42 protein-coding genes are annotated in these 23,925 nt (G+C 57.5%); 24 read left to right on the top strand and 18 right to left on the bottom strand.

Annotated elements, in window-relative coordinates:
* Positions 1–12: 12 nt before the first annotated feature.
* From ACX3YF_RS23110 to ACX3YF_RS23090, 5 genes are read right to left on the bottom strand one after another with little or no spacing between them, the layout of a single operon-like run.
* Positions 13–225 (bottom strand): hypothetical protein, encoded by a 213-nt coding sequence (locus ACX3YF_RS23110; RefSeq protein ID WP_458974348.1) that lies wholly within the window; start codon positions 223–225, stop codon positions 13–15.
* 57 nt (positions 226–282) lie between these two features.
* Entirely contained in the window at positions 283–534 is a 252-nt protein-coding gene (locus tag ACX3YF_RS23105; protein ID WP_458974347.1) for a hypothetical protein, read from the bottom strand.
* A complete protein-coding gene (locus tag ACX3YF_RS23100; protein WP_458974346.1) occupies positions 531–722 on the bottom strand; it encodes a hypothetical protein in 192 nt (63 codons plus the stop codon). The genes ACX3YF_RS23105 and ACX3YF_RS23100 overlap by 4 nt, the downstream gene beginning before the upstream one ends.
* Positions 723–730: 8 nt before the next feature.
* Positions 731–1,078, bottom strand: a complete 348-nt coding sequence (locus ACX3YF_RS23095) for a crAss001_48 related protein (protein ID WP_458974345.1) — start codon at positions 1,076–1,078, stop codon at positions 731–733.
* A 53-nt stretch (positions 1,079–1,131) separates the two neighbouring features.
* Complete coding sequence (locus ACX3YF_RS23090; RefSeq protein ID WP_458974344.1) at positions 1,132–1,464, bottom strand: phage holin, lambda family; 333 nt, start codon at positions 1,462–1,464, stop codon at positions 1,132–1,134.
* Between the two features lie 111 nt (positions 1,465–1,575).
* Between ACX3YF_RS23090 and ACX3YF_RS23085 the strand changes: the two genes are divergently transcribed.
* Positions 1,576–1,872: a hypothetical protein gene (locus ACX3YF_RS23085; protein WP_367601093.1), complete on the top strand. Its 297-nt coding sequence runs from the start codon at positions 1,576–1,578 to the stop codon at positions 1,870–1,872.
* Here the strand turns inward: ACX3YF_RS23085 and ACX3YF_RS23080 are convergent.
* The 10 genes from ACX3YF_RS23080 to ACX3YF_RS23035 form a co-directional block, all read right to left on the bottom strand.
* Entirely contained in the window at positions 1,869–2,060 is a 192-nt protein-coding gene (locus ACX3YF_RS23080; RefSeq protein ID WP_367601092.1) for a hypothetical protein, read from the bottom strand. The genes ACX3YF_RS23085 and ACX3YF_RS23080 overlap by 4 nt on opposite strands.
* Positions 2,061–2,428: 368 nt before the next feature.
* A complete protein-coding gene (locus tag ACX3YF_RS23075; protein WP_454838225.1) occupies positions 2,429–3,106 on the bottom strand; it encodes a hypothetical protein in 678 nt (225 codons plus the stop codon).
* A complete protein-coding gene (locus ACX3YF_RS23070) occupies positions 3,103–3,690 on the bottom strand; it encodes a recombination protein NinG (RefSeq protein WP_458974343.1) in 588 nt (195 codons plus the stop codon). The genes ACX3YF_RS23075 and ACX3YF_RS23070 overlap by 4 nt, the downstream gene beginning before the upstream one ends.
* Positions 3,687–4,274: a DUF1367 family protein gene (locus ACX3YF_RS23065; RefSeq protein WP_458974342.1), complete on the bottom strand. Its 588-nt coding sequence runs from the start codon at positions 4,272–4,274 to the stop codon at positions 3,687–3,689. The genes ACX3YF_RS23070 and ACX3YF_RS23065 overlap by 4 nt, the downstream gene beginning before the upstream one ends.
* Positions 4,275–4,361: 87 nt before the next feature.
* Positions 4,362–4,865 (bottom strand): hypothetical protein, encoded by a 504-nt coding sequence (locus ACX3YF_RS23060; protein WP_458960184.1) that lies wholly within the window; start codon positions 4,863–4,865, stop codon positions 4,362–4,364.
* Positions 4,865–5,659, bottom strand: a complete 795-nt coding sequence (locus ACX3YF_RS23055) for a hypothetical protein (RefSeq protein ID WP_458974341.1) — start codon at positions 5,657–5,659, stop codon at positions 4,865–4,867. The genes ACX3YF_RS23060 and ACX3YF_RS23055 overlap by 1 nt, the downstream gene beginning before the upstream one ends.
* Positions 5,646–6,572: a helix-turn-helix domain-containing protein gene (locus ACX3YF_RS23050; protein WP_198132195.1), complete on the bottom strand. Its 927-nt coding sequence runs from the start codon at positions 6,570–6,572 to the stop codon at positions 5,646–5,648. Before ACX3YF_RS23050 ends, ACX3YF_RS23055 begins: the two co-directional genes overlap by 14 nt.
* A 1-nt stretch (position 6,573) precedes the next feature.
* Entirely contained in the window at positions 6,574–7,434 is an 861-nt protein-coding gene (locus tag ACX3YF_RS23045; protein WP_458974340.1) for a BRO-N domain-containing protein, read from the bottom strand.
* Between the two features lie 65 nt (positions 7,435–7,499).
* A complete protein-coding gene (locus ACX3YF_RS23040; RefSeq protein ID WP_458974339.1) occupies positions 7,500–8,117 on the bottom strand; it encodes a hypothetical protein in 618 nt (205 codons plus the stop codon).
* Positions 8,118–8,373: 256 nt separating this feature from the next.
* Positions 8,374–8,589: a YdaS family helix-turn-helix protein gene (locus tag ACX3YF_RS23035; RefSeq protein WP_458974338.1), complete on the bottom strand. Its 216-nt coding sequence runs from the start codon at positions 8,587–8,589 to the stop codon at positions 8,374–8,376.
* 87 nt (positions 8,590–8,676) lie between these two features.
* On the opposite strand from ACX3YF_RS23035, the gene ACX3YF_RS23030 reads away from it, so the two are divergent.
* From ACX3YF_RS23030 to ACX3YF_RS22935, 20 genes are all read left to right on the top strand, one after another.
* Positions 8,677–9,336, top strand: a complete 660-nt coding sequence (locus ACX3YF_RS23030; RefSeq protein ID WP_454838233.1) for a LexA family protein — start codon at positions 8,677–8,679, stop codon at positions 9,334–9,336.
* Positions 9,337–9,373: 37 nt separating this feature from the next.
* Complete coding sequence (locus ACX3YF_RS23025) at positions 9,374–9,853, top strand: hypothetical protein (protein WP_458974337.1); 480 nt, start codon at positions 9,374–9,376, stop codon at positions 9,851–9,853.
* A gap of 57 nt (positions 9,854–9,910) precedes the next feature.
* Entirely contained in the window at positions 9,911–10,099 is a 189-nt protein-coding gene (locus ACX3YF_RS23020) for a hypothetical protein (protein ID WP_458974336.1), read from the top strand.
* Between the two features lie 37 nt (positions 10,100–10,136).
* Positions 10,137–10,370 carry a hypothetical protein gene (locus tag ACX3YF_RS23015; RefSeq protein WP_458974860.1) on the top strand — a complete coding sequence of 78 codons (234 nt, stop codon included), beginning with the start codon at positions 10,137–10,139 and terminating at the stop codon, positions 10,368–10,370.
* A 7-nt stretch (positions 10,371–10,377) separates the two neighbouring features.
* Positions 10,378–10,626, top strand: coding sequence for a hypothetical protein (locus tag ACX3YF_RS23010; RefSeq protein ID WP_458974335.1), 249 nt, complete (start codon positions 10,378–10,380; stop codon positions 10,624–10,626).
* Positions 10,627–10,789: 163 nt separating this feature from the next.
* Complete coding sequence (locus ACX3YF_RS23005) at positions 10,790–11,281, top strand: hypothetical protein (RefSeq protein ID WP_458974334.1); 492 nt, start codon at positions 10,790–10,792, stop codon at positions 11,279–11,281.
* 579 nt (positions 11,282–11,860) lie between these two features.
* The gene (locus ACX3YF_RS23000; protein WP_458974333.1) at positions 11,861–12,103 is read left to right on the top strand and encodes a hypothetical protein; all 243 of its coding nucleotides are present in this window, start codon (positions 11,861–11,863) and stop codon (positions 12,101–12,103) included.
* A 165-nt stretch (positions 12,104–12,268) separates the two neighbouring features.
* Positions 12,269–12,520 carry a DUF1654 domain-containing protein gene (locus tag ACX3YF_RS22995; RefSeq protein WP_454838239.1) on the top strand — a complete coding sequence of 84 codons (252 nt, stop codon included), beginning with the start codon at positions 12,269–12,271 and terminating at the stop codon, positions 12,518–12,520.
* A 514-nt stretch (positions 12,521–13,034) separates the two neighbouring features.
* Positions 13,035–13,628: a hypothetical protein gene (locus ACX3YF_RS22990; protein ID WP_458974332.1), complete on the top strand. Its 594-nt coding sequence runs from the start codon at positions 13,035–13,037 to the stop codon at positions 13,626–13,628.
* Positions 13,629–13,918: 290 nt separating this feature from the next.
* Positions 13,919–14,140 carry a hypothetical protein gene (locus ACX3YF_RS22985; protein WP_458974331.1) on the top strand — a complete coding sequence of 74 codons (222 nt, stop codon included), beginning with the start codon at positions 13,919–13,921 and terminating at the stop codon, positions 14,138–14,140.
* A 729-nt stretch (positions 14,141–14,869) separates the two neighbouring features.
* Positions 14,870–15,061 carry a hypothetical protein gene (locus tag ACX3YF_RS22980; protein WP_458974330.1) on the top strand — a complete coding sequence of 64 codons (192 nt, stop codon included), beginning with the start codon at positions 14,870–14,872 and terminating at the stop codon, positions 15,059–15,061.
* A gap of 21 nt (positions 15,062–15,082) precedes the next feature.
* A complete protein-coding gene (locus tag ACX3YF_RS22975) occupies positions 15,083–15,289 on the top strand; it encodes a DUF551 domain-containing protein (protein WP_097135530.1) in 207 nt (68 codons plus the stop codon).
* 24 nt (positions 15,290–15,313) lie between these two features.
* Positions 15,314–15,550 (top strand): hypothetical protein, encoded by a 237-nt coding sequence (locus ACX3YF_RS22970; protein ID WP_458974329.1) that lies wholly within the window; start codon positions 15,314–15,316, stop codon positions 15,548–15,550.
* Positions 15,547–15,780, top strand: a complete 234-nt coding sequence (locus tag ACX3YF_RS22965) for a hypothetical protein (protein ID WP_458974328.1) — start codon at positions 15,547–15,549, stop codon at positions 15,778–15,780. The genes ACX3YF_RS22970 and ACX3YF_RS22965 overlap by 4 nt, the downstream gene beginning before the upstream one ends.
* Positions 15,777–15,911, top strand: coding sequence for a hypothetical protein (locus ACX3YF_RS22960; protein WP_458974327.1), 135 nt, complete (start codon positions 15,777–15,779; stop codon positions 15,909–15,911). Before ACX3YF_RS22965 ends, ACX3YF_RS22960 begins: the two co-directional genes overlap by 4 nt.
* Positions 15,912–16,072: 161 nt before the next feature.
* Complete coding sequence (locus tag ACX3YF_RS22955) at positions 16,073–17,230, top strand: hypothetical protein (protein WP_458974326.1); 1,158 nt, start codon at positions 16,073–16,075, stop codon at positions 17,228–17,230.
* Positions 17,231–17,283: 53 nt separating this feature from the next.
* Positions 17,284–18,273 (top strand): RecT family recombinase, encoded by a 990-nt coding sequence (locus tag ACX3YF_RS22950; RefSeq protein WP_458974325.1) that lies wholly within the window; start codon positions 17,284–17,286, stop codon positions 18,271–18,273.
* The gene (locus ACX3YF_RS22945) at positions 18,273–18,935 is read left to right on the top strand and encodes a lambda exonuclease family protein (protein ID WP_458974324.1); all 663 of its coding nucleotides are present in this window, start codon (positions 18,273–18,275) and stop codon (positions 18,933–18,935) included. Before ACX3YF_RS22950 ends, ACX3YF_RS22945 begins: the two co-directional genes overlap by 1 nt.
* Positions 18,936–18,937: 2 nt before the next feature.
* Complete coding sequence (locus ACX3YF_RS22940) at positions 18,938–19,531, top strand: hypothetical protein (RefSeq protein ID WP_458974323.1); 594 nt, start codon at positions 18,938–18,940, stop codon at positions 19,529–19,531.
* A gap of 69 nt (positions 19,532–19,600) precedes the next feature.
* Positions 19,601–20,080 carry a hypothetical protein gene (locus ACX3YF_RS22935; RefSeq protein ID WP_458974322.1) on the top strand — a complete coding sequence of 160 codons (480 nt, stop codon included), beginning with the start codon at positions 19,601–19,603 and terminating at the stop codon, positions 20,078–20,080.
* Here the strand turns inward: ACX3YF_RS22935 and ACX3YF_RS22930 are convergent, their stop codons facing one another.
* Both ACX3YF_RS22930 and ACX3YF_RS22925 read right to left on the bottom strand, forming a co-directional pair.
* Positions 20,081–20,578: a hypothetical protein gene (locus tag ACX3YF_RS22930; RefSeq protein WP_458974321.1), complete on the bottom strand. Its 498-nt coding sequence runs from the start codon at positions 20,576–20,578 to the stop codon at positions 20,081–20,083.
* Positions 20,579–20,672: 94 nt separating this feature from the next.
* Positions 20,673–20,903, bottom strand: coding sequence for a hypothetical protein (locus tag ACX3YF_RS22925; protein WP_458974320.1), 231 nt, complete (start codon positions 20,901–20,903; stop codon positions 20,673–20,675).
* A gap of 101 nt (positions 20,904–21,004) precedes the next feature.
* On the opposite strand from ACX3YF_RS22925, the gene ACX3YF_RS22920 reads away from it, so the two are divergent.
* On the top strand, positions 21,005–21,859 hold the full coding sequence (locus tag ACX3YF_RS22920; protein ID WP_458974319.1) for a DNA adenine methylase: 855 nt from the start codon (positions 21,005–21,007) through the stop codon (positions 21,857–21,859).
* A 36-nt stretch (positions 21,860–21,895) separates the two neighbouring features.
* Here the strand turns inward: ACX3YF_RS22920 and ACX3YF_RS22915 are convergent, their stop codons facing one another.
* Positions 21,896–22,198 carry a hypothetical protein gene (locus tag ACX3YF_RS22915; RefSeq protein ID WP_458974318.1) on the bottom strand — a complete coding sequence of 101 codons (303 nt, stop codon included), beginning with the start codon at positions 22,196–22,198 and terminating at the stop codon, positions 21,896–21,898.
* An 84-nt stretch (positions 22,199–22,282) separates the two neighbouring features.
* Between ACX3YF_RS22915 and ACX3YF_RS22910 the strand changes: the two genes are divergently transcribed.
* Both ACX3YF_RS22910 and ACX3YF_RS22905 read left to right on the top strand, forming a co-directional pair.
* Positions 22,283–23,206 (top strand): DNA cytosine methyltransferase, encoded by a 924-nt coding sequence (locus tag ACX3YF_RS22910; RefSeq protein WP_458974317.1) that lies wholly within the window; start codon positions 22,283–22,285, stop codon positions 23,204–23,206.
* A gap of 44 nt (positions 23,207–23,250) precedes the next feature.
* Positions 23,251–23,889 (top strand): hypothetical protein, encoded by a 639-nt coding sequence (locus ACX3YF_RS22905; protein ID WP_458974316.1) that lies wholly within the window; start codon positions 23,251–23,253, stop codon positions 23,887–23,889.
* Positions 23,890–23,925 lie beyond the last annotated feature (36 nt).

Genomic DNA, 23,925 nt, shown 5'->3' with positions numbered 1-23,925 from the left:
TCCATACATCCATCAAATCGAGAAAAAACCCTCTACAGAACCGTCGTCCAACTCAAGCTGCTCTAGTCGGTAGATTACTGATTGGGGTTTGTCGGTTTTATCCGTCCAATCGCACTTAACCATGACGCCATCCTCATCCCCGACGGTGCCAGAAATGGCACCAATACTCATGAGTGGCCCGCCGCATTTAAGCCGCGCTGTCTTACCTACTGCAAAATCGCTCATTGTGTTACTCCTTGATTAGAGAGCTAATCATGGGGGCAAACCGAGCAAATACAATGATCAATCGTCTTGACCAAGCAGCACATCAATTAGCTTCTGCTCACCCAGGCGCATTGCACCCAGGCACTGCAGGTCGTCGCACTTAGGACCCAGACCGAACACCGTCACTTCGCCTTTCGGCCCCATGAGGGTCAGCGCGCCTACAGTGCATTCCGGATGCACACCGGCATCGAGGTCATCTGCGATCTTGCGCAGGGTCTTGGCGGCGTCGCGCCAATCCTCCCGCTTGAACTCAACGAGCTTTGCAGTCATGCCTTCACCATGCTGTGGGTCTGTGCGTGGGCGTGCCCGTGCAGCTCGGCGACGATCAGGCCCTGTGGAAGTCCGGCAGCCTTGGCGGCGGCGATGGCCTTTGCGATCGCGCTATCCAGTTCCGTCAGGGTCTTGTTGATGTCCTGGCTCATCGGGAGAGCGTGGCGAAGGCGGGTTACGTTACCCATGCATCACCTCAGAGAGCGATACGCTCAGCCAGAATCTCGGACAGCTCGGTCATTGCTCCGGCCTGAGTCGTCAGCAACTCTTGCGACTTGGCGCTCAACTCACGGAAGCCTGGGGCTTTGATGAAGGCGTTCAGCTTGGCAAGACGGTCATCGTTCTGCGCCTTCTCACCAATCATCCGTTGCACATGCGGAGGAAGCTCCTTTACCTGGCCGATCCCGATGTACGCCTTTTCGAAAACGTCCTTCGGGCTCCAACTGGTGTAGCCGTCCTCGTACTTCACGCCATAGCCTTCAACGCCATCTTTAATGGCAGGCCAGCCGGTGATCTGTTTGGTACCGATGTACTCTTGGGTCATTTCTCTCTCCAGTGTCGCGACACAATTTGCTGATTCGCGAAACGTGTCGCGACTTACTCTGTCTTCCGGCTCGGCAACTTGAAGTCAGTCACCCGGTCAGCGATGTTGCGGATCTTCTCCACGCCCAGGAAACCAACCCAGCCGCCGGCGAAGGTAGCCATGCTCTGGGGCAGGCCGAAGAAGTCCAGTCCGCTGATGATGGTCAGTGTGAGGCCGCCGCAGATGGCGCCCTCCACCAGCATCTGGCGACGAGTACCGCCACCGTAAGTAATCCGCAACACGGCCATGGCGCAGGACAGCGCAGCCGCATAGAGGATCGGCGAATGCTGGCTCAACCACGCAAGCGCTATCGCCCATGTGTCTGGTTTGTCTGGCATGTTTGGCATCTCGGTTCCTCCCCGTAAGGGAGTCAGGAATAAAAAAGCCCGCTCGGTGGCGGGCGTATGGCTCCGTGCTATCGTCGAAATTCCTACAATCGCAACAAAAGGGATGGAACCATGGGGCACTTCATTATCACTTTCCGCATAAAGGACACGGGTAGCTATCAAAAGCGCTACGACTCATTTGTAGAGAAAGTCAAAGAGATTTCTACGGATAGATGGGAGGAGACGTCGTCTTTTTATGCCATTACCGCAACTGGAACAGCCCAGGAAATCTGCGACACGCTTTATCTCCGCACTGACTTTGTCGAGGCTTGGGATCAAATGGTTGTGATTGACCTTGATAAGAAAGAGAAGGCCTTTCGTGGCCCTGACATGTATGAGCACACCCTAGGGAAGTGCTTAGGGTTTTAACCAAAAATCAGGGTTTCAAGTTCAGCCAGCCTGGCTTCCGATTCATTCAGGCTGGCTTCATTAAATGACACATATCCATCCACTTTCATCAACTGAGCCTTTGCATCGGACTGCATGCGTTTCGCCTCTGCAAGCTTCTGCTTTTTACCGACTATCGACTCAATCAGTTCGCGGTATTCACTTTTCATCTTGATCTCCGGAAACGAAAAAGCCCCAGCGAATGCAGAGGCCCTGAATAGGTGCGCTCGTCTTTCCGAGCTGTCTGCCAAAGACCTTCTCAACGTCGACGCCCCATTGCATCGATCTCGCTGATCCAGTCTCGCGCCACCCCGAAAGCAAGTTTGAGGTCAGGGTGCGCGGGCTGCCGGTGTTGATTCCGTACGTCGCACTATCCGGCTATCGACGTCCAGGCCTTCCCGAAGGCTGTCCTGGCTACAGGTAAATTCGAGGCATAAAAAAACCCGGCGCGGTGGCCGGGTTTCGAAGTTGTCGTGCGCTGGAGGTAAGTTGCGCAGTGTGGGAAAAGTACATCAAATTCCCCACCATAGCAATACCTTTATGCCGCATCCTCTGAATTTTCTGCGTGAATAACCTGCCACACCGGTTGTTGTGCCTGAATATCCACTTCCTCGATAGCTTTTCGCAGGAAATTCCAGATGTCGAGCCAGTCGCGATCCCAATGCTTGGGCTGGATAGCGATCCCATACAACTTCATCATGGCGTCGGACACTCGCGCTGGGCCCCACGCATCACCCCCGCTCGCCTCGGCCTTGTAGGACTGAAGCGCGCAGGTGATCAGGCAATGCACCTTCGCCGCCTTCGCGTCGGTGAGCGAGCTAAAGTCCGTATCCGACCAAATCAGCTTTTCGGCGTTGAGCATGTGCACGACGGTCATGCACGGGTGGTAGAGGTAGTGCCCCAGCTGCTGCACCTGAAATGGCAGCGACTCGATTGCCTTCTGCACCTTCCCCATGGTCACCAGATGAGCGGCTCGATGTGTCGAACGTCCAATAGGCGTGCGGCGCGTCTCGGCAATGTGGATCTTCTGGCGCACAGCCATGATGCGTTCTTCCTTGTCCTCGCCCTGGGCGGCAAAGATGATTTCTCGAAGCGCGGCCTTCTCCTTCCGGACGACAGTCGCGGATTTTGCCCGGTCAGCCGCTGCCGCACTGATTGAGGCGTTCGACTCATGCTGTGCGTCTGTCCATGCTTGACGTGCGTTGATCAATTTCATGCTGCCTGCCCCTTTTTCAGTTCTCGGGTCTTGGCCCGGTATTCGGCGGTCATCGCCTTCAAATCTTCGATGGTGTAGCGCTTCGCCTCGTGTGGCCCTTCCAGCCACTCGACCGCCTCAGCGCCGATTCGCTTCACCAACTCGATGCGGTAGTTCACGATGTTTCCGGATAGCTGGGTATTGCAGGGCGAGCATTGGCGATGGCAGTTGAGCGGCTCAAAGCGCAAGGCCGGGTTACTCCCCACCGTCCTGTAGTGTCCTGCGTCGTACTTGCCCTGGTGATGCCGGCCGCAGCTGATGCACGGCAACTCGGCGTCCCGGTCGCGAACCCAAGCGTTAAAGGCGATCTGCGTGTCCTTTAGGTGATCCGCCCTACTCTTCAGCTTCTCCTTGCGGACCTTGATCTCGCGGCGTTCGATCTGGGCCAGCGACTTGCGCGCCTTCTCCTGATTCACGTCCTTGATGGCCAAGCCACATGCCCAGCTGCACACCTTTTGCGCGGTGGAGAATGACGGCTTGAAGCTTGCCCCGCAGGCCGGATTCCGGCACTTCTTTGCCTTGGCTTCCTTGAGGGCGAGTCTCATGCATAGCTCCCCATCTGATCAGCAGCAGACAACGCCTCTGCCTCACGATCAAAATGCGCAGACAGCACCAACCGCCAGCAGGCGTTAAACACGTCGCGGTAAAGTGGCTCGAAGGCCGTATCGTCCATATTTGCCCAACTGATCGACTTGGCCTCTTTGCGGATACCTTCCGGCGTGTGCACCAGGTGGAAGTGGCCGGCCTCGATCGTCACCCATTCGCGGAAGGCTTCACGGCTCTTGTCTACCGCTGGGAAGCGTTCGGCGCGGGCAGTCTCCAGACCGGCGACGTAAGCCGCGACGGCATGAGACAGCTGCCCCGGCTTGCCGCTCTGCGCCTCGAAGAACTTGGCCAGCCCCTGAATGCCGCGCATCTCCTGGCGCGGGATGAGGCCGCCAACCGGCTCCCAGTACTCCCATGCCAGATCAAGCATCGAAAAGAACTTGCCGTGAAACTTGCCGTTGCGCATGCGAGTGAACTTGCCGTGAATGACCTGGCCAGCCTTCCACTTCTGGACCAGTTCGCGGTCAGCTTCGGTGGCTGGCACCAAGCCTTGGGCGGTGCGGATCAATGCGAGTTCAGCCATGGTTCACCGCCACTGTGATCAGGACGCAGAACACGCCGATGCCAAAACCAGCCAGAGTGCAGACCAGTGTCATTGCTGATTTAGGAATCATTGCGAGATCCCCTTCAGCAACTCTTGCAACTGCTTCAGCTTGCCCACGGCGACTGCATTGGTCTCGCGCTCAGCCTCGACCGACAGCGCCACTTCCTCAATGCGACCTGCGAGCGCCTTCATTCGCTTGCTGAACTCATCGGAGAGGCTGACCACCTCACCCGAGAGCGCGGCCAAAACATCCAGGGCACCTTCGGACTTCTTCATCGAAACAACGGTCGGCTTGGCTGCCTGGGTCATGACTGGCTCCTTCTTTGGTTTTGGGGTTGCTGCGTCACGCTGAAACTTTCCGCCGACCGGCTCGCGGATTAGGCCGGCCTCCTTGAGTTCACCCAGGGCGCGACGAATTGCGTAGGGCGATGCGCCGGTGGCCTTGGCCGTCGATACGGCGCCGTGGATCTCGTGGTTGCTCCAGCTCGTTTGGATCGGGACGTAGGCGAAGATCTTCTGTGCGATTGAGGACTGACCGGCGAGGATTTGTTGCTGGCGGGACTCGTTCATCACAGGCTCTCCTTGCGGGCCAGTTGTTCTGCCGCTTTCAGCTGTTCAGCCTTGCGCGAGGCGAAACGCCGGCGCTCTGAACGTGCATCCCAGCGGTTTTGAATGTCTTTGCGTCGGCGGTGCGCCTGCAGGTCATCCCTGATTTGCTGCCAGCGGGAGCGCAGGCTTGCGGATGGTTGAGCGGATGAGCCAGTGAGCAGTCCGGCAATGGCCTGGCCGTCGACGGTGATCGGTACGATGCGCAAGTCAGCCAGGTACTGGGTGCCGGCCTGCTGACTGATCAGCTGCATGCGAACGGCCGACTCGATGGCCGTAACGCGACGGACCGGGTCGAATCCAAGGGAAACACTCCAGGTTGTCGGAGCTGCTTCGGCGCGAGCCCTGGTCACCAGTCGCTCGTAAGCGCTCATGAACGCCATCCGCGCACCGACCTTGTCACCCAGCGCCAAGACTGGTTGTGCGGCGGTCATGGCTTGCTGGATCTCGGCGGTCATAATCACGGTTTCAGATTCGTCGCTGGCAGTCAGGGCGATGGACCATGCCTCGTCCTTGCCCGGGCGACCGTCGGCTGCCTGAACACGCTGCAGGATGTCAGCCATCGCCAGCTTGCCCTTCACCTCGAAGCGGCAGGCCTTCAGCGCGGATTTGACGACAGACACCGAGTAAGCGCACAAGTCCTCGGCCATCATTGCCGCAGTGCCTGGGCTCATCTCCTGGCCCATGGCCTCGGCCGTGGCACAGATCGCCGCAGCCAACCCAGCAACCTGCTGGTCGTTCATTTCAGAGGTATTCATTGCGCTCTCCTGCCTGGCGCTTGGCCAAGACCATTTGGGCGGCCTGCTCCGCTGCGGACAGATTCGCTTCGGTGCGCTCCATCTGGCGGGCGGTGGTTCCGTTGACGCGCTGACCGGTTACCCATTGGGTGTGGTAGCTCTCAGCGTTCGCCAGCAGCTCGTTGAGGCTGTGGCACTTGCGTATGACGGCGGCATCACTGGTTTTCAGGAAGTGGGCTGCAACGTGGTGGGCGACGTCAGCGCCGAGACGGTCGACCAACTGGCCGAGTTGGCCGCCGACCTTGGCATTCCACACTGGCCATGTGCTGTAGCGCTTGCGGTAGGCCATGGCGTAGTTCGCCCAGACCTTGAAGGTTTTGCAGGTCTGGTCCTTGGGGCCCGGCATGTCGGCGGGGATCTCAACCCGTGGAGCGTCTGAGCGATCAACCACCAGCACCAAGCTGCGACCCTGAGCCGGCACGACCTCGGCGGGAGCCGGGGGCGCAGTTGGTTCAATGACCGGTTCCATGACTGGTTCAAGAGAATGACTGGTTCTGGGTGCAACTGCTGCACTACCCCCTGGTGCAGGAGATTCACTAGGGGGTGAACCTGCTGCACTACCCGGGTGAATCTGTTGCACTACCCCTGGTGCAGGAGGTGCACCACCATCGAGGGTCAGGAAGTACACATTCGACGAGTTACCCTTCGGGCCACCCTTCCGAATTTCCTTACGCAACAGTCCAGCCTCACACAAGGCGGCGATGTGGTTCATGACGGAGCGCTTGCTGATCTCACACTGGTCGGCGATGTGCTGGTAGGACGGCCAGCACTCGCCTACGTCGCTCGCGTTGTCTGCGAGCTTGATCAGCACCAGCTTGCGCAATGGATTTCCGACGCGCAGCTTCATCGCGGCGACCATAAGGCCCATGCTCATATCAGGCCTTCCCGACCAGTGCGGCCAGTTCGAGGAAACGATCGACGTACCAGTGAGGCTGCGTCTCGCGAGGGGATTGAGGGTTGGTGAGGTTCTTGCCGTAGGTCATGCCCTTGTCGGTCACACACCAGAAGTCGACCATCACCTGCTTGGAGTTCTTGCGCTGGAGCTGCTTGAGGAAGCCCTTGGCGGCCAGTGCGCGATTGAAGGCGGCCGCCGTGCTGGCGATGCCGTGGTCTTTGATCAGGGCAGTGATGGCCTTGGTCGGCATGGAGCTGCCACCGGTGGCATCGGGTGCGGCATCGACGGCGTAGCCAGGAAGGAATTTGGCATCGAGGCCGTTGTTCGCGGCGATCTTGGCCAGCATCAGCATCTTGCTCGACGGCGCCGGCTTCAGCAGGCGGTCGAAGCATTCGAGGATGGCCAGCTCGCCGACGATCTTGGAGTTGTTGGTTGGCTGGGCCGTGTAGGCACCGGTCTTGCGGATGGTCGGCAGGACCTGCCCCACTACCCACTCTTCGAACTGCTCAGCAGCCGGAAGCTTCGACTTCATCACCAACCGGTACATGTCACGCTCCGGGATGATCTGCACCGCGCGGACCTGACCTCCCATTTCGGTATGGCAGGTGTTGATGGCCTTGCAGTGAGCGTTGATCTCCTTCGAGGTGTTCGCGTAGCCCAAGGCCTCGGCGATGTCCTTTGCAATAAACCAAGGCTCGCCGTGGCCGTCATCGATGACGCGCACAGGGAAGCCGTGGAAGTCGAAAGGCGTCACCGGTTTAATCCGCGACACGTTTTCAGAATTAGCAAAACGTGTCGCGACATTGGTCGGGGTATTGCTTGAATTGGGTTGGCTCTGCATAATCGGCCTCATCAAGTGGTAATGAATTAGCCGGGGCGCAATCCCGGCTTTTTTGTGCCTTGGATTCAGGCGATGGATTTCAAAGCTGGGCGATGCTTCACGAGCAAGGCTTCCGCCTTACGACCCAACTCCCCTGCCCGCGCTTCAACCTGACGGCATTGCTCAGCGAACGCCGGCAGGTGCGGAAGGTCCTCTTCGCACATCACCTGGTCGTCGAACACTTCGCTACCGGTGTCGATCACATCGCCAAGGGCGCGGATCAGCGCGCCGAAGCTTTTGTTCGCGCATTGCTCACTCTGCATCTGGCGAGCACCGATCAGGCCGTGACGGCTGGCGAGCTCGTTAATGCAGTGGTCGCGGAACTCAGGCTCCAGGGCGCCAACCCACGACTCCTCCAGCCAGGACGGCATGTCCTGATCTCCTGAAAGCCAACGCTGCACACGCTTCAGCCAGCGGCCGGTAGCCTTCACGAATTCGCCAACATCGTTCTGCTCGGTGAGAGCGGAGAAGTTAGGCACCTCTTTGGCGATCGCCTTCTCTGGGCAAGACAGATGCAGTTCGCGGCTCAGCGCCTGAGCAAAATCGTCCTGACTCAGGTTGGTGCGAGCGATCTGGTTTGCCGCGTGCGCGACCAGCACCTGGTCGCGGGTTTGTGCGCTGTGTCTTGGACTGGACGTTTGCATAGGGTTCTCTCACTCGTATTCTGGGTTCATGCCAAATCGCCACTAACGATCAAGGACGCATCCATGACCGACTCTTCCGAATTACAAGGCGAAGTAGCCGCCCTTTGCTGCTTGGTGGTCGCCTTGGCTTCCACCTTGCCCTTGTCGTCTCAACTCAGGCTTTGGCCTGCGTTTGAAAGGGTTGCCGGTCCGTTACGGGGTCGGCTTGGTTGTGAAGAGCTGCGAGGGTTTGAGCGGGCAACAGCGTCGCTAAGCGCTAAGCCGCCATCTCCGCCCAGGGAAACGACGGGCAAAGGGTTTCTTTCTTGAATTCGCCATGCGTCAGGCCTTCCGCCCGCTTTGCCACAACCGGGGACATTCCGTGCTTTCCGCGAACCCACCCAGAGACGGTGCTTTGATCAACCTTGAGCTTCTCGGCGGTGGCTTCCTGCGTCCCGAAGAAGGTGACGAGGTCCTGGAAAATAGTGTTCATATCGCCCCTCCATACGGGAATACCCATATATTAGGTTATGGGAATACCGATTTGCAAGGATATGGGAGCACCCGTAATACTTGGTCGATGGAATTTAAAGACCGACTAAAAACCGCAAGGCGGCACGCTAAGCTCAATCAGATAGAACTGGCCGCGCGCGCGGGCATAACCCAGACGTCTATTTCTGATCTTGAGCGTGGAAAATCGAAGGCCACTGCACATGTGGTAAAGATTGCTGACGCCTGCGGAGTCAGTGCAATTTGGCTGTCCGATAACATCGGCCAAATGACTGACGGGATTTCGGATTCGTCCGAATCAAACGTCAGCGAAACCCACCAGCAAACTGAGTCCTACCGCTACCCGGTAATCAGTTGGGTCGCCGCCGGCGCCTGGGCGGAGGCAGTAGAGCCTTATCCTGCCGGCTTCTCGGATCGCTACGAATTTTCTGAATACGACTCAAAAGGCCCGGCCTTCTGGCTTGAGGTCAAAGGCGATTCGATGACTTCACCTGTCGGGCAGAGCATTACTGAAGGAACGCTGATTCTGGTCGATACAGAAGCAGAAGCAGCCCCCGGCAAGCTGGTGATCGCCAAACTGCCTGACAGCAATGAGGCCACGTTCAAGAAGCTGGTCAACGATGGTGGGAAGCTCTTCCTGAAGCCGTTGAACCCGGCTTGGCGAATCGAACCTTTTACCGAAGATTGCCGAATCGTAGGCGTCGTCGTGCGAGCCCTTCAAAAGTTTTAAGCGCGAGCCAACTGATTTTCTGCTTCAGGGATGACCTATGATCTCTCGCTATTTTTCGGCTGCGTGTGCGCTGGTCTTTGCTCTCAATGCGCAGGCAGGTGCACTACTGGACAAAACTGATCGGTTCACCGGTAACCGGAGTGTTAGATGGAATTCGCTACCAGCTCAGTCTGAAGGCTGGGGATTCTCTTCGTATGCCTTCTATCCTAAGGGTTACGAAAAGCCATACGCGTACGGTTTGAGCCTCCTAACCTGGGCAGAGAGATGGCAATTTCTTGATTGCCACCATATCAATTGGCTGATCGACGGCGAGCCAGCCTCCGATCTCAAGTTCGAGTACTCCCACGAAATGGCAGGATCTGCCACGACCGAGCGATTTGATATGAGGGCAGATCGCCCCACGCTTGAAAGATTGGCTAGTGCAAAGCTCGTTGAGTTCAGCGTGTGCGGAAAAGAGGATAAGATCAGCGATATCGATCTTGCCGGAATTCGGCAGGTGCTGAAGGTAACCGAGTAGTCGCATCATCTAGTCCAGAGAGAACCTGTAACCGGTCTGGCTTAAGGATTGACCAGGATGGCGCATTCACTCCGTTACCGCATAGGCGAATCCATTCGCGTCATCGAGGCCGAGATAGAGAGGCTGCTCGACATAGTCGACACTCTTAAAGCAGCCGGAAATGATGATCTGGCCTCTGTCATCTTGGCTCAGGTACACAGGCTTATTGGGGCTGCTGTAGCGCTGAAAATCGCTGCGGCAGGATGACGCCTGATTGTGTGACGTGAATTTGTATGGGGCGATGATGGGGCTCAACAAACCAGAGCAAGACCTAAAGCGCGATCTCCAGGGTATCGCCTCCGATCTGAAGTGGTCGGCGGTGGAGCTAAAGCGTATTGCTGAGCGGCTGAGCCTTGCCGGTAATGAGATCGATGCCCAGGCCATCCATCACCTGATCACCATTTTCAAAGCTGGCGAAGAAAGACTTAACGCCCGATCAGTGGAAATCTCCGCCAAAAATCCTGAGTCGATAGCCTGAGGTCAGCATGGCCCTCACCAAACCGAACCAACAGCTGCGCCACGACCTGAAAGAGGTCGCCGCCCTGCTCAGGTGGTCCGGTGTCGATCTGATGAAGATGGCTGTATGGCTGTCCGAGGCAGGGCTTGAGAGTGACGCGCGGGAAATACTGACGATCACCTCGGGGTTTCCTGACGCAGAGGATAAGCTGGCCAGTTATGCGGAAGAGGTGAAGGCGGGAAGGATCGCCAGAACGAAGGGAGGGGATTGCAATTGATTTCAACAATCCTGCCGATCAGCCGATAGCATGGTTGAACCAGTGCAAACCCCTGACGTCTGACCTATAGTCGTTTCGTTGGGCTTGACATAGTAATAGCTGCGACCATAATCGCTGCCCAGCCCTACTCTTGGGGCTTGAATGATGGATGACGGAGGCAAAAATGCACGGCATCACTCAAAATGATCGCATGGAGCGCATGAGTGACTACCTGAGAAGCGAGGCAGTAAGATCGCTAGATCTTCTGCGCTTGATCGATGGCACTATTGAAGCATTAGTGCTTATGCGCCGCCAAATGGACGCGTTCAATGAAGCTATTCATAGTCTAATCGCTCAAGTCCTCGTTGCAAAAAATTGCGTTTTCACAGAAGACGAGATAATTCCATCTCTTGAGCAGTCCCAAGATATCCTGGCAAAAATCCATGCCGATCTTGAGAAGCGCCTTGCGTACGCAAAAGCCGCTCCTGAATTGCGCTCTGACGATGGGGTCGATGACGCCTATGCGCAAGCTATTGATTCTGTTTTGAACTACAACGCTGCCATAGAAAAGCTCCGCTGGGGCATTCTTGAGCACAACGCTGACATGGACGGTCATCATGAAGCAACTTTGCTGACCACTGACAAAGACATTGATGACCTTTTCGATAATCTGTGAATCTAATAATTCGCTCTCTTGAAGTGCCTGAACGATTCAAAAAAGCACTCGCTAAGCTGCCCGACGATATCAAGGCATTGGCTAAGCAGGCATTGAAGGATCTGAAACGGAACCCTCAGCCAGGATACCTAAAGCTAGAAAAGCTAAAAGGTTATCGAAGGCCTGACATCTATACCATCCACTTCACGGGCAACAACTCTCACAAAATTAGTTTTGAGTTGGTGTCCGACAAAGCAGTCATGCGAAATATCGGAACGCACAAGCTTATCGATAGAAACCCATAGCCCGGCCCAGCGCCGGGCTTTTCGCATCTGCCCTGTAACGCCTTCGTCACGCCTACCCCGCACAATACAGGCAGCCAAAGGGATTTGGCCCATTCACAAATAGCCCGACCAAATGTCGGGCTTTTCCATTTCAGCGACATGCTTTTCACGCGGGCCTCACAGAATGGAGCGCAAATTACCTCTGCTCCCCTCAAGACTTTAAGCCCGCCCGCATGCGGGCTTTTCTTTGCCTACGATCCACTCGCACACCAGTCATACTCCTGGACTATGCTTTCACTCTCTATGGAGGAAAACCATGTCTCTGCCTGACGATCCAACCCCTGCCCTGCTCTACCGCATGAACCAGAACGTCATGGCCCTTGGGTCTGCTATCGAAGAGATCGGTATCTGGATCAATCAACGCGGATCCTCGGAAGCGTCCGACCGAATCAACGCGCATTTACAGGTACTGGAAGGCAACACTGACGCCATTGCTGAGCTGATGGCTGATCTGATAGCCAGGCGAAAGCCGGAGGAAGAGATTGATCCGGAAGACTGAATCAACCCGAACAGATGAGCCCGCCGCTGAGCGGGCTTTTTTACGCCCATAAAAAATACGTGCGCGATTTGTTTACACATCACCTGGGGCTGCACCGCCTCCCTCTTGTCAAAATATTTCAGAATTAATACTGTATATATAACCAGTTAAAGCAAGGAGCTTTCCATGCAAGAAGTCGTCTCACCCCTATCACTTGCCCGAGACTCGTATGAGTCGGTGGGCCGACGCATCCAGCGCCTTATAACCTCGCCGGGCGTTCAAAAGGTCCAGGTCATCACCGTCGCACGCAACGATGATGAAAGCCCCGAGGCTTGGCGCCAGGTAATTCAAGAGATCGAGGAAACGAATGGCGTACGTATTGAGCGCCTGGACGGTGACGCCGTCCGGATCGGGTGGCGAGAATATTGCGAAGCCTGAAGTGAGCCCGCCAATGAGCGGGCTTTTTATCGACTTTACAAAAAATATGGGAATACCCATTGACGATTAATATGGGAATACCTATATTTGCCTCAAGCCAACGCAACACCGGCCCAGCAGCGAAAGCCGCGCCGCTCTTTAACAATCCAAACCTTCGCGGATCGATCCCCGGAAACGGGCACAGCGCGAACCATAAATTTCGATCCCCATGTCAGCTCTGGAACTGAACCACGCCCGGGTCTGGTTACCGGGCCAGATCGACCTGCTGATGCATCTGGATTCAGCAGCCACCGATCTGCGCTGTTAGGACTCCCTGCCGAAGCCAAGATGAGGCGCTTCACCGGCACAGTGCGAACCAGTGAAACGAATGCCTTCCAGGGTGGCGAGTAACCCTGTACCGAAAAGCCAGAAGAGATACCGCGCAAGAGGCCAGTAGCTGAGCGCGAGCAACACCCACAGATTTACTGATGCCGCTTCGATGAGGCGGCATTGTTGAATTCAGTGGAGACAGCACATGTCGCACAGAGGATTGATTAAGGGCTTCGGGATCAACGACGAACCGGAGGGTGGTGCTTCAGCAAGCAAGCCAATGAGCCCTTACTACAGCAGGTGGAAAGGAATTATTGGCCGATGCTACGGCAAGGAAGCTGCGCGCCGCCCTGGCTATATCGGGTGCCGGATATCTGATGACTGGCGTTCGTTCATGAGCTTCAAGGCCTGGATGCAGCAACAGCCATGGCAGGGGAACCACTTGGACAAAGACATTCTTCGTCCCTGGGAGAAATTGTACTGCCCGGAAACATCCGTTTTTGTCCCCGTCTACATCAACACGCTGATGAACGATTGCGCTGCTGTACGTGGCGACCTGCCAATTGGAGTGACGCGCAACGCTCGCGGACTGCCCTTCGCTGCTCGGATTCGACTTTCCGACAGCAAGCGGGTCGGGCTTGGTGTTTACGAAACCGCCGATGAGGCCCATCAGTCCTGGGCTCACGCAAAGGCTGGCGTGATCCGTCAAGCGGTCGACCAATACCGCACGACTGACCGATTCGACGAGCGTGTTTGCATTGCCCTGCTGGATCGGGCTGACAGGCTCGCCGCTACCTGAAATCAACCGACTCGGAGGGCACGCAATGCCAGATCCAAACAGCCCAAACGGCTGCTTTTCAAGGCATGGCTACACCGTTGAGCGCCAGCCTCGCCGGAGCGGACAGGGGTACCACAGAACAGTGATTGATCCGCACGGGAACCAAGTTCTACAACGCGCCGGATATGAGGCAGAAATTCAGTTCTGCCGCGACAACAACATGATGACCTGATTTCACTGGCTGGCCTTGGCGACAGGGCCAGACGGGAAATCAACTGACAAGGAACGCTTGACGGTTCGAGGGCAAAGAAATGGCTACAGCAGCAGATTTCATGACGGGCTTCAAAAAGCGTCATGCCACACCGAAGAAGGCGCCGATCAACTGGAAAAAGAAGTACCAGGCTGAAAGAAATCTGGTTATCGATGAGGAGATCATCAAGTTGAAAGACGAGATGCGCGACAAGCCGGCGGAATGGGCTCGCGGTTACAACTCAGCCATCACCACCCTGGAGCTGATGAAGTCAGGGAAGTGAGTAGTCAACTTTCAGATGACAACTGAACCATCCTCCTGCGCATTCGCCGAGTGCGCAGCGGGATGCGGACGAAACTGCGGCCTATAACCGCCCACCTGCGTCATCCCAGAATCGGTTGTTATCGAGCGCTGGCGAACTGAATACGGCCGTGGAACTCGGCGCCGGAGACGTGACCGGCAAACAGATGCGGCGTTGAAAGCTGGGTTGAACGCTTCGGCGGCCCTGGAGAAACGCAGGTTAATACGGCGCCAGATAATGCTGGTTGCCCCTCCGAGCGGTCGTCCCGAAAGGGTCCGCTCTCGCCGGAATCGCGCCTGGCCATCTGCACCCATTCAATAGGTGTCCACTGCCTGCCCAGTGAGCGAACGAAAGGAGTCACTGCCATGAAGCGCTAACCCGCCGTTGCCGAGCAACAGCATCCCCAGCCGCTACAGTGCTGGGCGCTTGGACCGACGAGAGAATATCGGTTCCGGAGAGCGCGCTTTGTCAGCGCCCCGCAGCGGGTATATCCCACAGGATCTGCTGGTGACATCAGCGCCGGACAAGTAACCGGAACCGCAGGCGAGTCCGAGGGCATAGCTGGCCAGACTCGACGCACGGGAGGAAGCGCTCCCCGCCTGCATCCCATCCCTTCCGACGCCACCCGCATGCACTCCCCTCCGCGCCCAACGGCAACCAGCGGAATGGATGAGTGCAGCCGAGTTTTGTTGGATCAACCAGGAGCGAGTCATGAACGAGCAACGAGCGCCACTTCCACGGTCGGCAGACAACGCTGACCAGATGAATCTGCCCGAGGGCAAGACCTGCAGCGACTGCGTGCATTGCCGCCGTTGCACGCTGATGTTTGGCCATATCCCCGCTGATGAGTCTTGCGACTGGAGCCCATCGCGTTTTCGTGAGGCCGTGCCAGTCACCGCCTAACCCCAAACACTGGAGGTCGCCATGAGCGATTGGATTAAGTGCAGCGACAGACTGCCGCCGATTCGCCAGAGGGTTCTGGTTTATCGCCTGGGCAAGAAGACCAACGACGGTCCGTTCTTCGCCATGACCTGCGGCAACGAGCATCGCCCTTGGCGCTACATCGACGGCGACCGCTGCGACATCACGCCGACTCACTGGCAGCCGCTCCCCGCCCCGCCAACCGAATAACCACCCGCCACTCTGGAGGCGACCATGGCAACCAGCTATGCAGACAGTGCGCAGGCCCGAGAGTGGGACCGGCGTTTCGACCAATACGGGCGACCTAAGCCGACTTCGTCTGAGCTGTACCATGATTATGAGGCCGCCGAGTTGCGCCTTGATCAAAGAAGGCGAATGCAACTTGCCGAGCGTAAGGCTAGCGCCAAGCGGATCAAAGTCGCCGTCGAGCAGATCGGCGACTTCTTCGGCCTGAATGGGGCCAAGCCATGAACGAGCAAGAGAGAAGACACGACATAGCCGTCGGCTGGATCGTGGCCGAGATCGACAACCTGATCTGCGACCTTGGCAAGCCCAATGCCAGTGCAGCAGCTACGTCCTCAATCACCCTGGCCTACATGCTGCGCGCCATTGACGATGCTGAGCACCGGCAGTACCGGGCGCGAATCGACGAGATCTATGTCAACTACAACGCATCGCTAACGCAGGGAGCTGCAGCATGACCATCATCGCCCGAAATGCCAAAGCAATGACCGAAGCCCTGCACCGACAGGGCTTTTTTCTGGTCGCCGACCTGCCAACTCGCATCAGTATCCAGACGCGCCGCGGAATGCTTATCGCGCGGTTGTCGTGACCAGCCGCCAGCGCTACCGGCGCCGCGCCATCCGCTGGACCTCAGCGTTTGTCGGCTTCCTGTTCATCTCCATCGTCCTGCTGGCACCGGCAATCGGCGGCCTTGCAACTCAATAACCCTCACACCTTTCAAGGCTGCGCACCGCGCGGCAAGGAACTGTTATGTCCGCAAATACCAAACAAGCACTGGCACAAGAGTCGCTCGAAACGAGCGAAATCGACACAAAGAACCCTGTTGCTCCTGCAGTTGCCGTCACCGACATCGCCGAGTATCGGCCGCATGAGGAACAGATCGTCCGTTTGGAAACCAGTTACGGGAAGCTCGTCGTTGACTGCTCCACCAGTGAGGGCTTGGCGAGCGCGAAGGAAGTTCGAGTTGATATCCGCGACGTGCGCTACGCCTTGGCAAACACCACCAAGACCGCACTCGTTCCGTATCAGCAGAAAGTCAAAGAGGCCCAGGCTCGCGTCAACCAGGTCAAAGAGTTTGGCGAAACGCTGAAGGCTCGCGTCCTCGTGCTTGAAGAGCCCATCGACGAAGCAATCAAGGCCGAAGAAAAGCGCGTAGCTGACGCCAAGGCCGAGCGCGAGCGTGTCGAGGCTGAGCGAGTCGAAAGCATTCGGGCAAAGATTACTCGCTTCAATTCTGTAGCTGCTGCATATGCGAGCCGTAGCGCTGCCGATATCGCAACAGTCCTCGAAAGCGTCAAGGTATCGGTGATTCTTCCGGAAGAGTACGCCGAGTTCGAAGCTGAAGGCACCATCGCCCGCGACAACGCTATTGAGCAGCTGGAAACGCTGCACAGAGCTGCCGTTGAGCGAGAAGAGGCAGCTGCAAAGCTGCTGGCCCAGCAGAAAGAACTGGACGAACTACGCGAGAAGCAACGCATTGCCGACGCTGAGGCTGAGGAGTTTCGCAAACAACGTGCCGAGGAAGATCGCCTGCGCTTGAAGAAGCAGCAGGACGATCTAGACCAGCAGCGCCGCGACATGGAAGCACAGCAGCGTAAACAGCGTGAGCAGCAGGAAGAGCAACAGCGCCAGCAGCGCGAACGCGATGCACAGTATCAGCGTGACCAGGAAGAGCTGGCCCGTCTGCGTGCCCAGGCTGCCGCACCAGTTCCAGTCACTCCAGTGGCTGCCCCAGTGGTCGCAGCGAAGGCCGATGTTACGCCTGTCAGCGCACATGCAGCCGCTGCCGAATCCGATGACGTCACTACGGCTGCACCATCGGTTGACGACATTGTCGAGGTTGTAGCCCTGGGCTTCGACGTAGACCTCGAGACTGCTCGCGCCTGGCTTCGCGCCATCCGCTTCTAACCCCTCTTTCCATCTAACGGTCGACACACCCCTTGGCGGCCACGGAGAGCGCAATGAACGATTCAGACACCCAAGCACCAACTGGCATCGCCACTTACCACGATCCATCCCACAACGCGGCCGCGCTCATTCTCGACCCAGGCACCATGAAGTCGATGAGCGACCTCGCGCTGATGATGTCGAAAGGCGTGACAACCGTCCCAAAGCACTTGAAGGGCAATCAGGCTGACTGCATGGCAGTTGTGCTGCAAGCGATGCAGTGGCAGATGAACCCATTTGCCGTTGCGCAGAAGACGTTCATCGTCAACGGCGGTGCATTGAGCTACGAGGCGCAGCTCGTCAACGCAGTGATCACCGCGAAGGCGCCAGTCAAGGGTCGCTTGAACTTCGAGTGGTTCGGTGCCTGGGAAAACGTCATCGGCAAGATGCGCGAAGTTACCAGCAGGACCAAGAAGGACGAGGACACTGGCGAGTTCAAGAAGTACCGCGTTCCGGGCTGGAGCTTTGAAGACGAGAAAGGTCTTGGGATCAAGGTCTGGGCGACCTTCAAAGGCGAAGACGAGCCGCGCATTCTTGAGCTTATGCTCACCCAGGTGCGCACGCGTAACTCTACGCTTTGGGCGGAAGATCCCAAGCAGCAGATCGCCTACCTAGTGACTAAAAAATGGGCGCGACTGTTCTGCCCTGACGTCATCCTCGGCGTTTACACCCCCGATGAGTTCGAAGACTCATACGGTGGAGAAATTGACATCACCCCTGTGAAGCAGGCTGAGAACACTGCGGCCGCCTCCAGCGTGTCGTTCGGCCCCAAATCCCCGTCACCGGAAATCGACGGAGTATTCGCCGATCTTTTGGCCGTCGCGAAACAGCAGGACATCGAAGCCTATGCCGCAGCTTGGGCAGGTCTCAAGCCGAAGCAGCGCGCAGCAATCGGCCTGGAGTGCCATGAAGCGCTCAAGGCCATGGCGGCAACTGTTGATGGCGACTTCACCGAAATAACTGGCAACCACGACGACCTGTCGCAGGCCGAGGAGGCGGCGTAGTGAGGGCGGAACTTCAGGGTACAGAGAAGTGGCATGCCGACCGATCAGGCCGAGTGACAGCCAGCCGGTTTAAAGACGTGATGGCCTGGGGGAAGCCTGACAAAAACGGAAAGCGCGAGCCCATGGGCGCGCGTACGTCGTACATGCGTGAACTGTGTTTCGAGCGGCTGGCAAAGAAGTCGAAGCACAACGTCAGCAGCGCTTCCATGAAGTGGGGTCACACCGAAGAACAGAAGGCTCAGGACGCCTACGAGATGCTGACCGGTAACATCGTCGTGCCGTCAGAGTTCATCGTGCACCCGAAGTACGACTGGCTCGGCTGCTCGCCAGACGGCCTGATCAACGATGACGGGGGCACCGAATCGAAGTGCCCCTTCAACGAGGCGATACACGTCAGGACATGGCTCGAAGGCATGCCCGAGGAGCATATGCCTCAGGTCCAGGGCTGCATGTTCGTCACCGGCCGGAAATGGTGGGACTTCCTATCGTTCGATTCTCGCCAGGACGAAGAGTGTCAGCTCTACATCGAGACGATTTACCGCGACGAAGACTACATCGCCAACCTGCATAAGGAACTCGTCCAGTTCAACTTGGAACTAAATCGCATGGTTGATGAGGTCGCAGACCGAGCTCGTGCGCAAGCCCATCGATTGGGAGCTTAATCATGATCAGCAACCACCTCAGTCTGGTCGAGCAGCTTCGACCCAAGTCAAACGAACTGGCAGCCCAGATCGAACAGTACCTGGCCGCTGGCGGCAAGATCGAAGAAGCCGAGCCCTACAACTACAAGCCAAAGCCGATCAGCTACAGCAACCAGATGCCACCGGCACCGAAGCCATTTGTTCGGCGTCGGGTTGAAGCGCATCCCCCGACACCAATCGCACTCGACCCAATCCAGCAAGCGCGCGCAAGGCTGGTCGATCAAGTTCGTGAGTTGAGCAGCACGCACACCCAAGTGGAAGTTGCGGCAGCCGTCGGCATCAGCAGGAAGGCTATCTACAACATCGCCAAAGAGCATGACATCACATTCCAGCGCCCAACCCGGGGCGGCGCGAATGACGCGCTGCGTAAGGAGCAAGCAGATGCCAGAGACGCAAAGTATGCCGAGCGGATCAGGGCCTTCCTGGAGCGTGGAATCTCCCGGCGCCAGTGCTGCGGAAAGCTGGCCATTGGCAACAAAGCCTTCGAGCGAATCATTGCCGCCCACGGCATCGACTACCCGAAAGCGCGCCAAGGCAGAACCTCATGCGTCGCATAGCTCGAGTTCAACAACGCAAACGACAAACCTGGCTGGTATTGCCGGCCAGTGGGATAGAAGAGGTAGGTCATGGCGATGACAGGTCAGCAGCGATCGGCCAAAGCTGCACAAAAGCGTCTGTCAATGAACGAGGTGGAGTTACGGCACTCAGTTCGCTGCGGCATCAAGCAGATGCTGGAAGACCTCATGCGCTGGAACGAGATTAGCGAGATGGGCGAGGCTTTGCAGCTGCTGATCCTAAATGCCAAGCCTGAAAAAGCGCTGCTGTATCGAGACTCGGATATCCCGCTACTGCCGACCGAGATGATTCGGCATCACGCAAGACAAGGCATCCAAGACCGGCTTGATGATCTGGCTGGCCAGATGTTCGGCGCCAGTCATAAGCATGTGATCGAGCTGCTGATCATGTGCGCTCACGGCGCAGGGCCTTCGGGATCAGCTGAATTCCTTCGGGTTCCGCGACACGAAATCACAGTTAGCGAAAACGTGTCGCGGAAACTGGAGCTGGCCTATCGGCGTGAAGAGCTGCGGGTAGGCCTGGATGATTGATTATTCAAACAGGAACCCAGGAAACCTGCTTCTTGCAATTAGCAATGGCTCAAGGGCAGGAACTCCTCGGCGTCCAGCTGTATTGGTATACACCCTTAGACGGCCTCCTTCTGGGGCCGTGATCAGCACCTGGTATGACTCCTCATCCCCTTCAACAGTGTCCTGCCTTGCAGTAATCATCCTGTGAAGCTCTCCAGCTGTCAGTCCGCAGATATCTTGCTCCTCCACGCAGACAAGGCAAACGAACACATTCCGATAGTGCTCTTCAGCGTCCTCAAGCGAGCCTATTTGTTCGGCTGTGAAGGTAAATTGATACTCGCCGGTAGGTTTTGGCTCACTACCGTACTTCAAGAAGATACAGGTGTTGTCATTGATCAGAAATGCGTTTGTAACCTTGTTTCCTCTGACATAGAGCGGGTTGATTGCTGTGAAGCGCTCATGCTCGGCGATCTGCATTAATGCGGCGCCCAGCGTCATATGCTGCGTCCGGATCTTCATAAAACTGTCCCTGTGATATCCCGGCCCCGTGCCGGTCACCCGTAATACCCCAACCCAAACCAAATTGCCACCACCGGTCACGGAGGGCGGCGCCCTAGCCAATATCTCGGTCTACCCAGTGCTTGGCGAGCCAGCTTGGAATCAACAGTGTTCGGGATGCATCAATTTTCTTGTCGGCATCTGGCAACTGAGCAACTTCAACACCGAAGTAAACCATCCAGCTTCCATCGGCCTGCATTTCGAGAGCTGTTAAGTACGTCCCGACCTCTACTTCGGTCAGACCGCTTTGCTCTGCGATCAATTTGTTGGAAGGTTTCCCATCCATTTCAGGCTCCTTGATCCGGCTCCATGCCGGGCCGAACACAAATACCCCACTTCAACGAATCACGCCAGCCAGCGAGGCAAGCGTCTGCATGGAAATCACCTATGACCATCACCGCACCGGTCATCCGCTACCACGGTGCCAAGTTCCGGCTTGCGCCGTGGGTACTGCAACATTTCCCACCACACACGTGTTACGTCGAGTCGTTCGGCGGCGCCGCCGGCGTGCTGATGCAAAAGCCTCGATCGTATGCCGAGGTGTACAACGACCTGGACGGCGACATCGTGAACCTGTTCCGCGTCCTTCAGGATCCGGTCTCGCGGTCGGGACTCACCGAACGATTGGTTTTCACGCCCTACTCCCGGGAGGAGTTCGAGCTTTCCTGGGAGCCAAGTGCCGAACCGATCGAACGAGCCCGGCGGACGATCATTCGCGCCCAGATGGGTTTCGGGTCTGCTGGCGCAACGAAGGGCGTCACCGGTTTCCGCATCGACACGAAGCGACAGTATAGAACTGCGCAAGCACTCTGGGCGACATATCCTGAACAGCTTGCCGAGGTTGGCCAGCGCCTGACAGGTGTACTCATCGAAAACAGGCCGGCGATTGAGGTCATCAAAGCACACGACGGGCCGCACACCTTGCACTATGTCGACCCGCCATATGTGCACGACACCAGGTACAAAGGCGCATCGAGCGGCCGGTACTACAAGCACGAAATGGACGACACGGCGCATCGTGAACTGCTCGGGGTTTTGCTCGAGCTAGAAGGTATGGCCGTTCTGTCGGGATACCCGAGCGACCTGTACGCGGAAATGCTGCCGGGCTGGGCCTGCTACAGCACGTCGGCGCGGATCAGCGCCGGCCGCGGCACTGCCAGCCGAACGGAATACATCTGGCTGAACCCAGCCTGTGTCGATCGCGTCAGTCAAATCGGCCTGGACCTCGGCGAACGTGCCTGACCCCTCGCCTATTGCGCTGAGCGAAGGCCATTTTTGCTAAAACCGCGGGAGATCTTTGATCTTCCTACCAAGATTGTTTCGATCATCGATTCCGAGAACATCGTCGCCAGTTGAGTCAACGCTGACCGTTACATAACCGGTAAGCGCGGCATGCCCATCCGTATTAATCAGGGTATCGATTTTGGCGCCACCTTGAACGGCAGCGACTAACCACGACCTAGTTTCGATCCGGCTTGGACCAGTAGCACTGATTTCACTGCCGGTGAAATGAGCAATTTTGAACAGCTCGGGCACGCCTGACCTGTCGAGCCTTACGCCGACTACGACATCAATAGCCATCTCAATCTCCTTGGTCCGGAACCATTCCGAACCATCAACCAATAGCCCACAAACTCAAATCACGCCAGCCGGCGAGGATCCCCTATGCCCACAGCAATCGATTTGTTCGCCGGCCTCGGCGGATGGTCTACCGGTGCACGCGATGCCGGTATCGACGTTCTTTGGGCCGCCAACCATTGGCCGGTCGCGGTTGAGTGGCACAGCGCCAACCACCCGGAAGCAATCCATATCTGCCAGGACCTGCACCAGGCGGATTGGTCGAAGGTCCCAGCACACGACATCATGCTGGCTTCGCCGTGCTGCCAAGGCCATTCGAAAGCCCGCGGCAAGAAATCCGGAAACGCCCAGCACGACTCCTCCCGCTCGACCGCCTGGGCGGTGGTATCGGCTGCCGAGTTCCACCGGCCTGAAGTGGTGCTGGTTGAGAACGTCGAAGAGTTCACAGACTGGGCATTGTTTCCCGCATGGTCGCAGGCTATGGCCGCACTGGGCTACATGATTGCGCCCCACGTCGTTGATTGCGCCGATCTCGGCGTGCCCCAGCACCGCGTCCGCCTGTTCCTGGTCTGCACACGCAGCAAGTCGCCACTGATGCTCGAGCTGCACCGGCGCCAGCATGTACCTGCTGCCAGTTTCCTCCAATTTGAAGCGGGGCGGTGGTCTCCGATTGAGAAACCGGGCCGGGCCCAGGCTACCCTTGACCGAGTGCGCAACGGCCGGGAGCGCTTCGGCGAACAGTTCATCATGCCGTACTACGGCAAAGGCTCTGGGCTGACCGGGCGCGACATCAACCGCCCGATCGGGACCATCACCACGCTCGACCGCTGGGCATTGGTCCGCGGCGGCGAAATGCGAATGCTCTCGGCAAACGAGGCGCTCGCGGCCATGTCGTTCCCCGCCGACACCCTACGTCCGGACAATCACCGACTGACCATGCACATGGCGGGCAATGCAGTACCACCGCTGGCCGGGCAGCGAATCATCGAAGCGCTCAAAGCAGCCGCATAAACCCACCCTCCACCGCCCGGGCATGCCCCGGCATAGGACGCCCCATGCCCACAGAAAACAAACCGGCCGAGCCGCTGAAGATTGAGCGCTCGACAGTCACGAAGCTGGTGATCACCGGCGCGCCGCGGCTCGACCCGATTACCGTGTTCCTAGAAGACTTTGGCCGGCGCGACTGCCCGACTGAATCGAACCCGAACTACCAGACAGCCCAGGGCAAGATCACCATCAACTGCTGGGACGAGAGCTGGAACGCTTACTGGGGCGGCATGGGGCCGCGCACCGTCGCCGAGTTCGTCGCCGACTGCGGTTGGGACTACGTCCTGAATTGCTTGGATCGTGGCATCAGTTCCACTGTCTTCAGCGGCGACGCGCTGTACGCCCTGGCAAAGAAGTGCATCGTCCAGCGCCGGCGGCAACAGACCGGGCGCCACGACTGGGAGCTCGGCGAACTGAGTAAAGGTGAAGCACGCGAGCTTTGGCAGGACATCGATGTTCTGCGCAGTATCGAGAGTTCAAACGAATGCTGGCATCAAAGCAAGCTACTGACAGAGCTGTTCGGCGAGGAGTGGCATTACCCGATCGATGGCAAGGCTGTCGAAGAGAACCACGAGTTCACGTACCTGCGCCGAGTCGTTGAAGCGGTACAGGCCGCGCTGCGCCAGGAACAACAGATGGCGGCATGAGGCGCATCTACCCCAGCGGCCCAATGACCGGTCTGC

The organism is Pseudomonas fluorescens group sp. PF-69 (assembly GCF_054481235.1).
The sequence above is the reverse complement of the archived record's forward strand: the minus strand, read 5'-3'. Positions and strand labels throughout refer to the sequence as shown.

Bases quoted from the DNA above. Each gene is read 5' to 3' on its own strand.
- ACX3YF_RS22990 (WP_458974332.1), top strand. From the start codon at position 13,035: ATGTCGCACAGAGGATTGATTAAGGGCTTCGGGATCAACGACGAACCG.
- ACX3YF_RS22970 (WP_458974329.1), top strand. From the start codon at position 15,314: ATGGCAACCAGCTATGCAGACAGTGCGCAGGCCCGAGAGTGGGACCGG.
- ACX3YF_RS22950 (WP_458974325.1), top strand. From the start codon at position 17,284: ATGAACGATTCAGACACCCAAGCACCAACTGGCATCGCCACTTACCAC.
- ACX3YF_RS23070 (WP_458974343.1), bottom strand. From the start codon at position 3,690: ATGAGACTCGCCCTCAAGGAAGCCAAGGCAAAGAAGTGCCGGAATCCG.
- ACX3YF_RS22995 (WP_454838239.1), top strand. From the start codon at position 12,269: ATGCAAGAAGTCGTCTCACCCCTATCACTTGCCCGAGACTCGTATGAG.
- ACX3YF_RS23015 (WP_458974860.1), top strand. From the start codon at position 10,137: ATGGGGCTCAACAAACCAGAGCAAGACCTAAAGCGCGATCTCCAGGGT.
- ACX3YF_RS22910 (WP_458974317.1), top strand. From the start codon at position 22,283: ATGCCCACAGCAATCGATTTGTTCGCCGGCCTCGGCGGATGGTCTACC.
- ACX3YF_RS23025 (WP_458974337.1), top strand. From the start codon at position 9,374: ATGATCTCTCGCTATTTTTCGGCTGCGTGTGCGCTGGTCTTTGCTCTC.
- ACX3YF_RS23085 (WP_367601093.1), top strand. From the start codon at position 1,576: ATGGGGCACTTCATTATCACTTTCCGCATAAAGGACACGGGTAGCTAT.
- ACX3YF_RS23050 (WP_198132195.1), bottom strand. From the start codon at position 6,572: ATGAGCATGGGCCTTATGGTCGCCGCGATGAAGCTGCGCGTCGGAAAT.
- ACX3YF_RS23010 (WP_458974335.1), top strand. From the start codon at position 10,378: ATGGCCCTCACCAAACCGAACCAACAGCTGCGCCACGACCTGAAAGAG.
- ACX3YF_RS23090 (WP_458974344.1), bottom strand. From the start codon at position 1,464: ATGCCAAACATGCCAGACAAACCAGACACATGGGCGATAGCGCTTGCG.
- ACX3YF_RS22920 (WP_458974319.1), top strand. From the start codon at position 21,005: ATGACCATCACCGCACCGGTCATCCGCTACCACGGTGCCAAGTTCCGG.
- ACX3YF_RS22975 (WP_097135530.1), top strand. From the start codon at position 15,083: ATGAGCGATTGGATTAAGTGCAGCGACAGACTGCCGCCGATTCGCCAG.
- ACX3YF_RS23075 (WP_454838225.1), bottom strand. From the start codon at position 3,106: ATGAAATTGATCAACGCACGTCAAGCATGGACAGACGCACAGCATGAG.
- ACX3YF_RS23030 (WP_454838233.1), top strand. From the start codon at position 8,677: ATGGAATTTAAAGACCGACTAAAAACCGCAAGGCGGCACGCTAAGCTC.
- ACX3YF_RS22955 (WP_458974326.1), top strand. From the start codon at position 16,073: ATGTCCGCAAATACCAAACAAGCACTGGCACAAGAGTCGCTCGAAACG.
- ACX3YF_RS22980 (WP_458974330.1), top strand. From the start codon at position 14,870: ATGAACGAGCAACGAGCGCCACTTCCACGGTCGGCAGACAACGCTGAC.
- ACX3YF_RS23000 (WP_458974333.1), top strand. From the start codon at position 11,861: ATGTCTCTGCCTGACGATCCAACCCCTGCCCTGCTCTACCGCATGAAC.
- ACX3YF_RS22935 (WP_458974322.1), top strand. From the start codon at position 19,601: ATGGCGATGACAGGTCAGCAGCGATCGGCCAAAGCTGCACAAAAGCGT.
- ACX3YF_RS23020 (WP_458974336.1), top strand. From the start codon at position 9,911: ATGGCGCATTCACTCCGTTACCGCATAGGCGAATCCATTCGCGTCATC.
- ACX3YF_RS23080 (WP_367601092.1), bottom strand. From the start codon at position 2,060: ATGAAAAGTGAATACCGCGAACTGATTGAGTCGATAGTCGGTAAAAAG.
- ACX3YF_RS23040 (WP_458974339.1), bottom strand. From the start codon at position 8,117: ATGCAAACGTCCAGTCCAAGACACAGCGCACAAACCCGCGACCAGGTG.
- ACX3YF_RS23095 (WP_458974345.1), bottom strand. From the start codon at position 1,078: ATGACCCAAGAGTACATCGGTACCAAACAGATCACCGGCTGGCCTGCC.
- ACX3YF_RS23045 (WP_458974340.1), bottom strand. From the start codon at position 7,434: ATGCAGAGCCAACCCAATTCAAGCAATACCCCGACCAATGTCGCGACA.
- ACX3YF_RS22965 (WP_458974328.1), top strand. From the start codon at position 15,547: ATGAACGAGCAAGAGAGAAGACACGACATAGCCGTCGGCTGGATCGTG.
- ACX3YF_RS23005 (WP_458974334.1), top strand. From the start codon at position 10,790: ATGCACGGCATCACTCAAAATGATCGCATGGAGCGCATGAGTGACTAC.
- ACX3YF_RS22905 (WP_458974316.1), top strand. From the start codon at position 23,251: ATGCCCACAGAAAACAAACCGGCCGAGCCGCTGAAGATTGAGCGCTCG.
- ACX3YF_RS22985 (WP_458974331.1), top strand. From the start codon at position 13,919: ATGGCTACAGCAGCAGATTTCATGACGGGCTTCAAAAAGCGTCATGCC.
- ACX3YF_RS23035 (WP_458974338.1), bottom strand. From the start codon at position 8,589: ATGAACACTATTTTCCAGGACCTCGTCACCTTCTTCGGGACGCAGGAA.
- ACX3YF_RS23105 (WP_458974347.1), bottom strand. From the start codon at position 534: ATGACTGCAAAGCTCGTTGAGTTCAAGCGGGAGGATTGGCGCGACGCC.
- ACX3YF_RS22960 (WP_458974327.1), top strand. From the start codon at position 15,777: ATGACCATCATCGCCCGAAATGCCAAAGCAATGACCGAAGCCCTGCAC.
- ACX3YF_RS23065 (WP_458974342.1), bottom strand. From the start codon at position 4,274: ATGGCTGAACTCGCATTGATCCGCACCGCCCAAGGCTTGGTGCCAGCC.
- ACX3YF_RS22930 (WP_458974321.1), bottom strand. From the start codon at position 20,578: ATGAAGATCCGGACGCAGCATATGACGCTGGGCGCCGCATTAATGCAG.
- ACX3YF_RS23060 (WP_458960184.1), bottom strand. From the start codon at position 4,865: ATGAACGAGTCCCGCCAGCAACAAATCCTCGCCGGTCAGTCCTCAATC.
- ACX3YF_RS23110 (WP_458974348.1), bottom strand. From the start codon at position 225: ATGAGCGATTTTGCAGTAGGTAAGACAGCGCGGCTTAAATGCGGCGGG.
- ACX3YF_RS22940 (WP_458974323.1), top strand. From the start codon at position 18,938: ATGATCAGCAACCACCTCAGTCTGGTCGAGCAGCTTCGACCCAAGTCA.
- ACX3YF_RS23055 (WP_458974341.1), bottom strand. From the start codon at position 5,659: ATGAATACCTCTGAAATGAACGACCAGCAGGTTGCTGGGTTGGCTGCG.
- ACX3YF_RS22915 (WP_458974318.1), bottom strand. From the start codon at position 22,198: ATGGCTATTGATGTCGTAGTCGGCGTAAGGCTCGACAGGTCAGGCGTG.
- ACX3YF_RS23100 (WP_458974346.1), bottom strand. From the start codon at position 722: ATGGGTAACGTAACCCGCCTTCGCCACGCTCTCCCGATGAGCCAGGAC.
- ACX3YF_RS22925 (WP_458974320.1), bottom strand. From the start codon at position 20,903: ATGGATGGGAAACCTTCCAACAAATTGATCGCAGAGCAAAGCGGTCTG.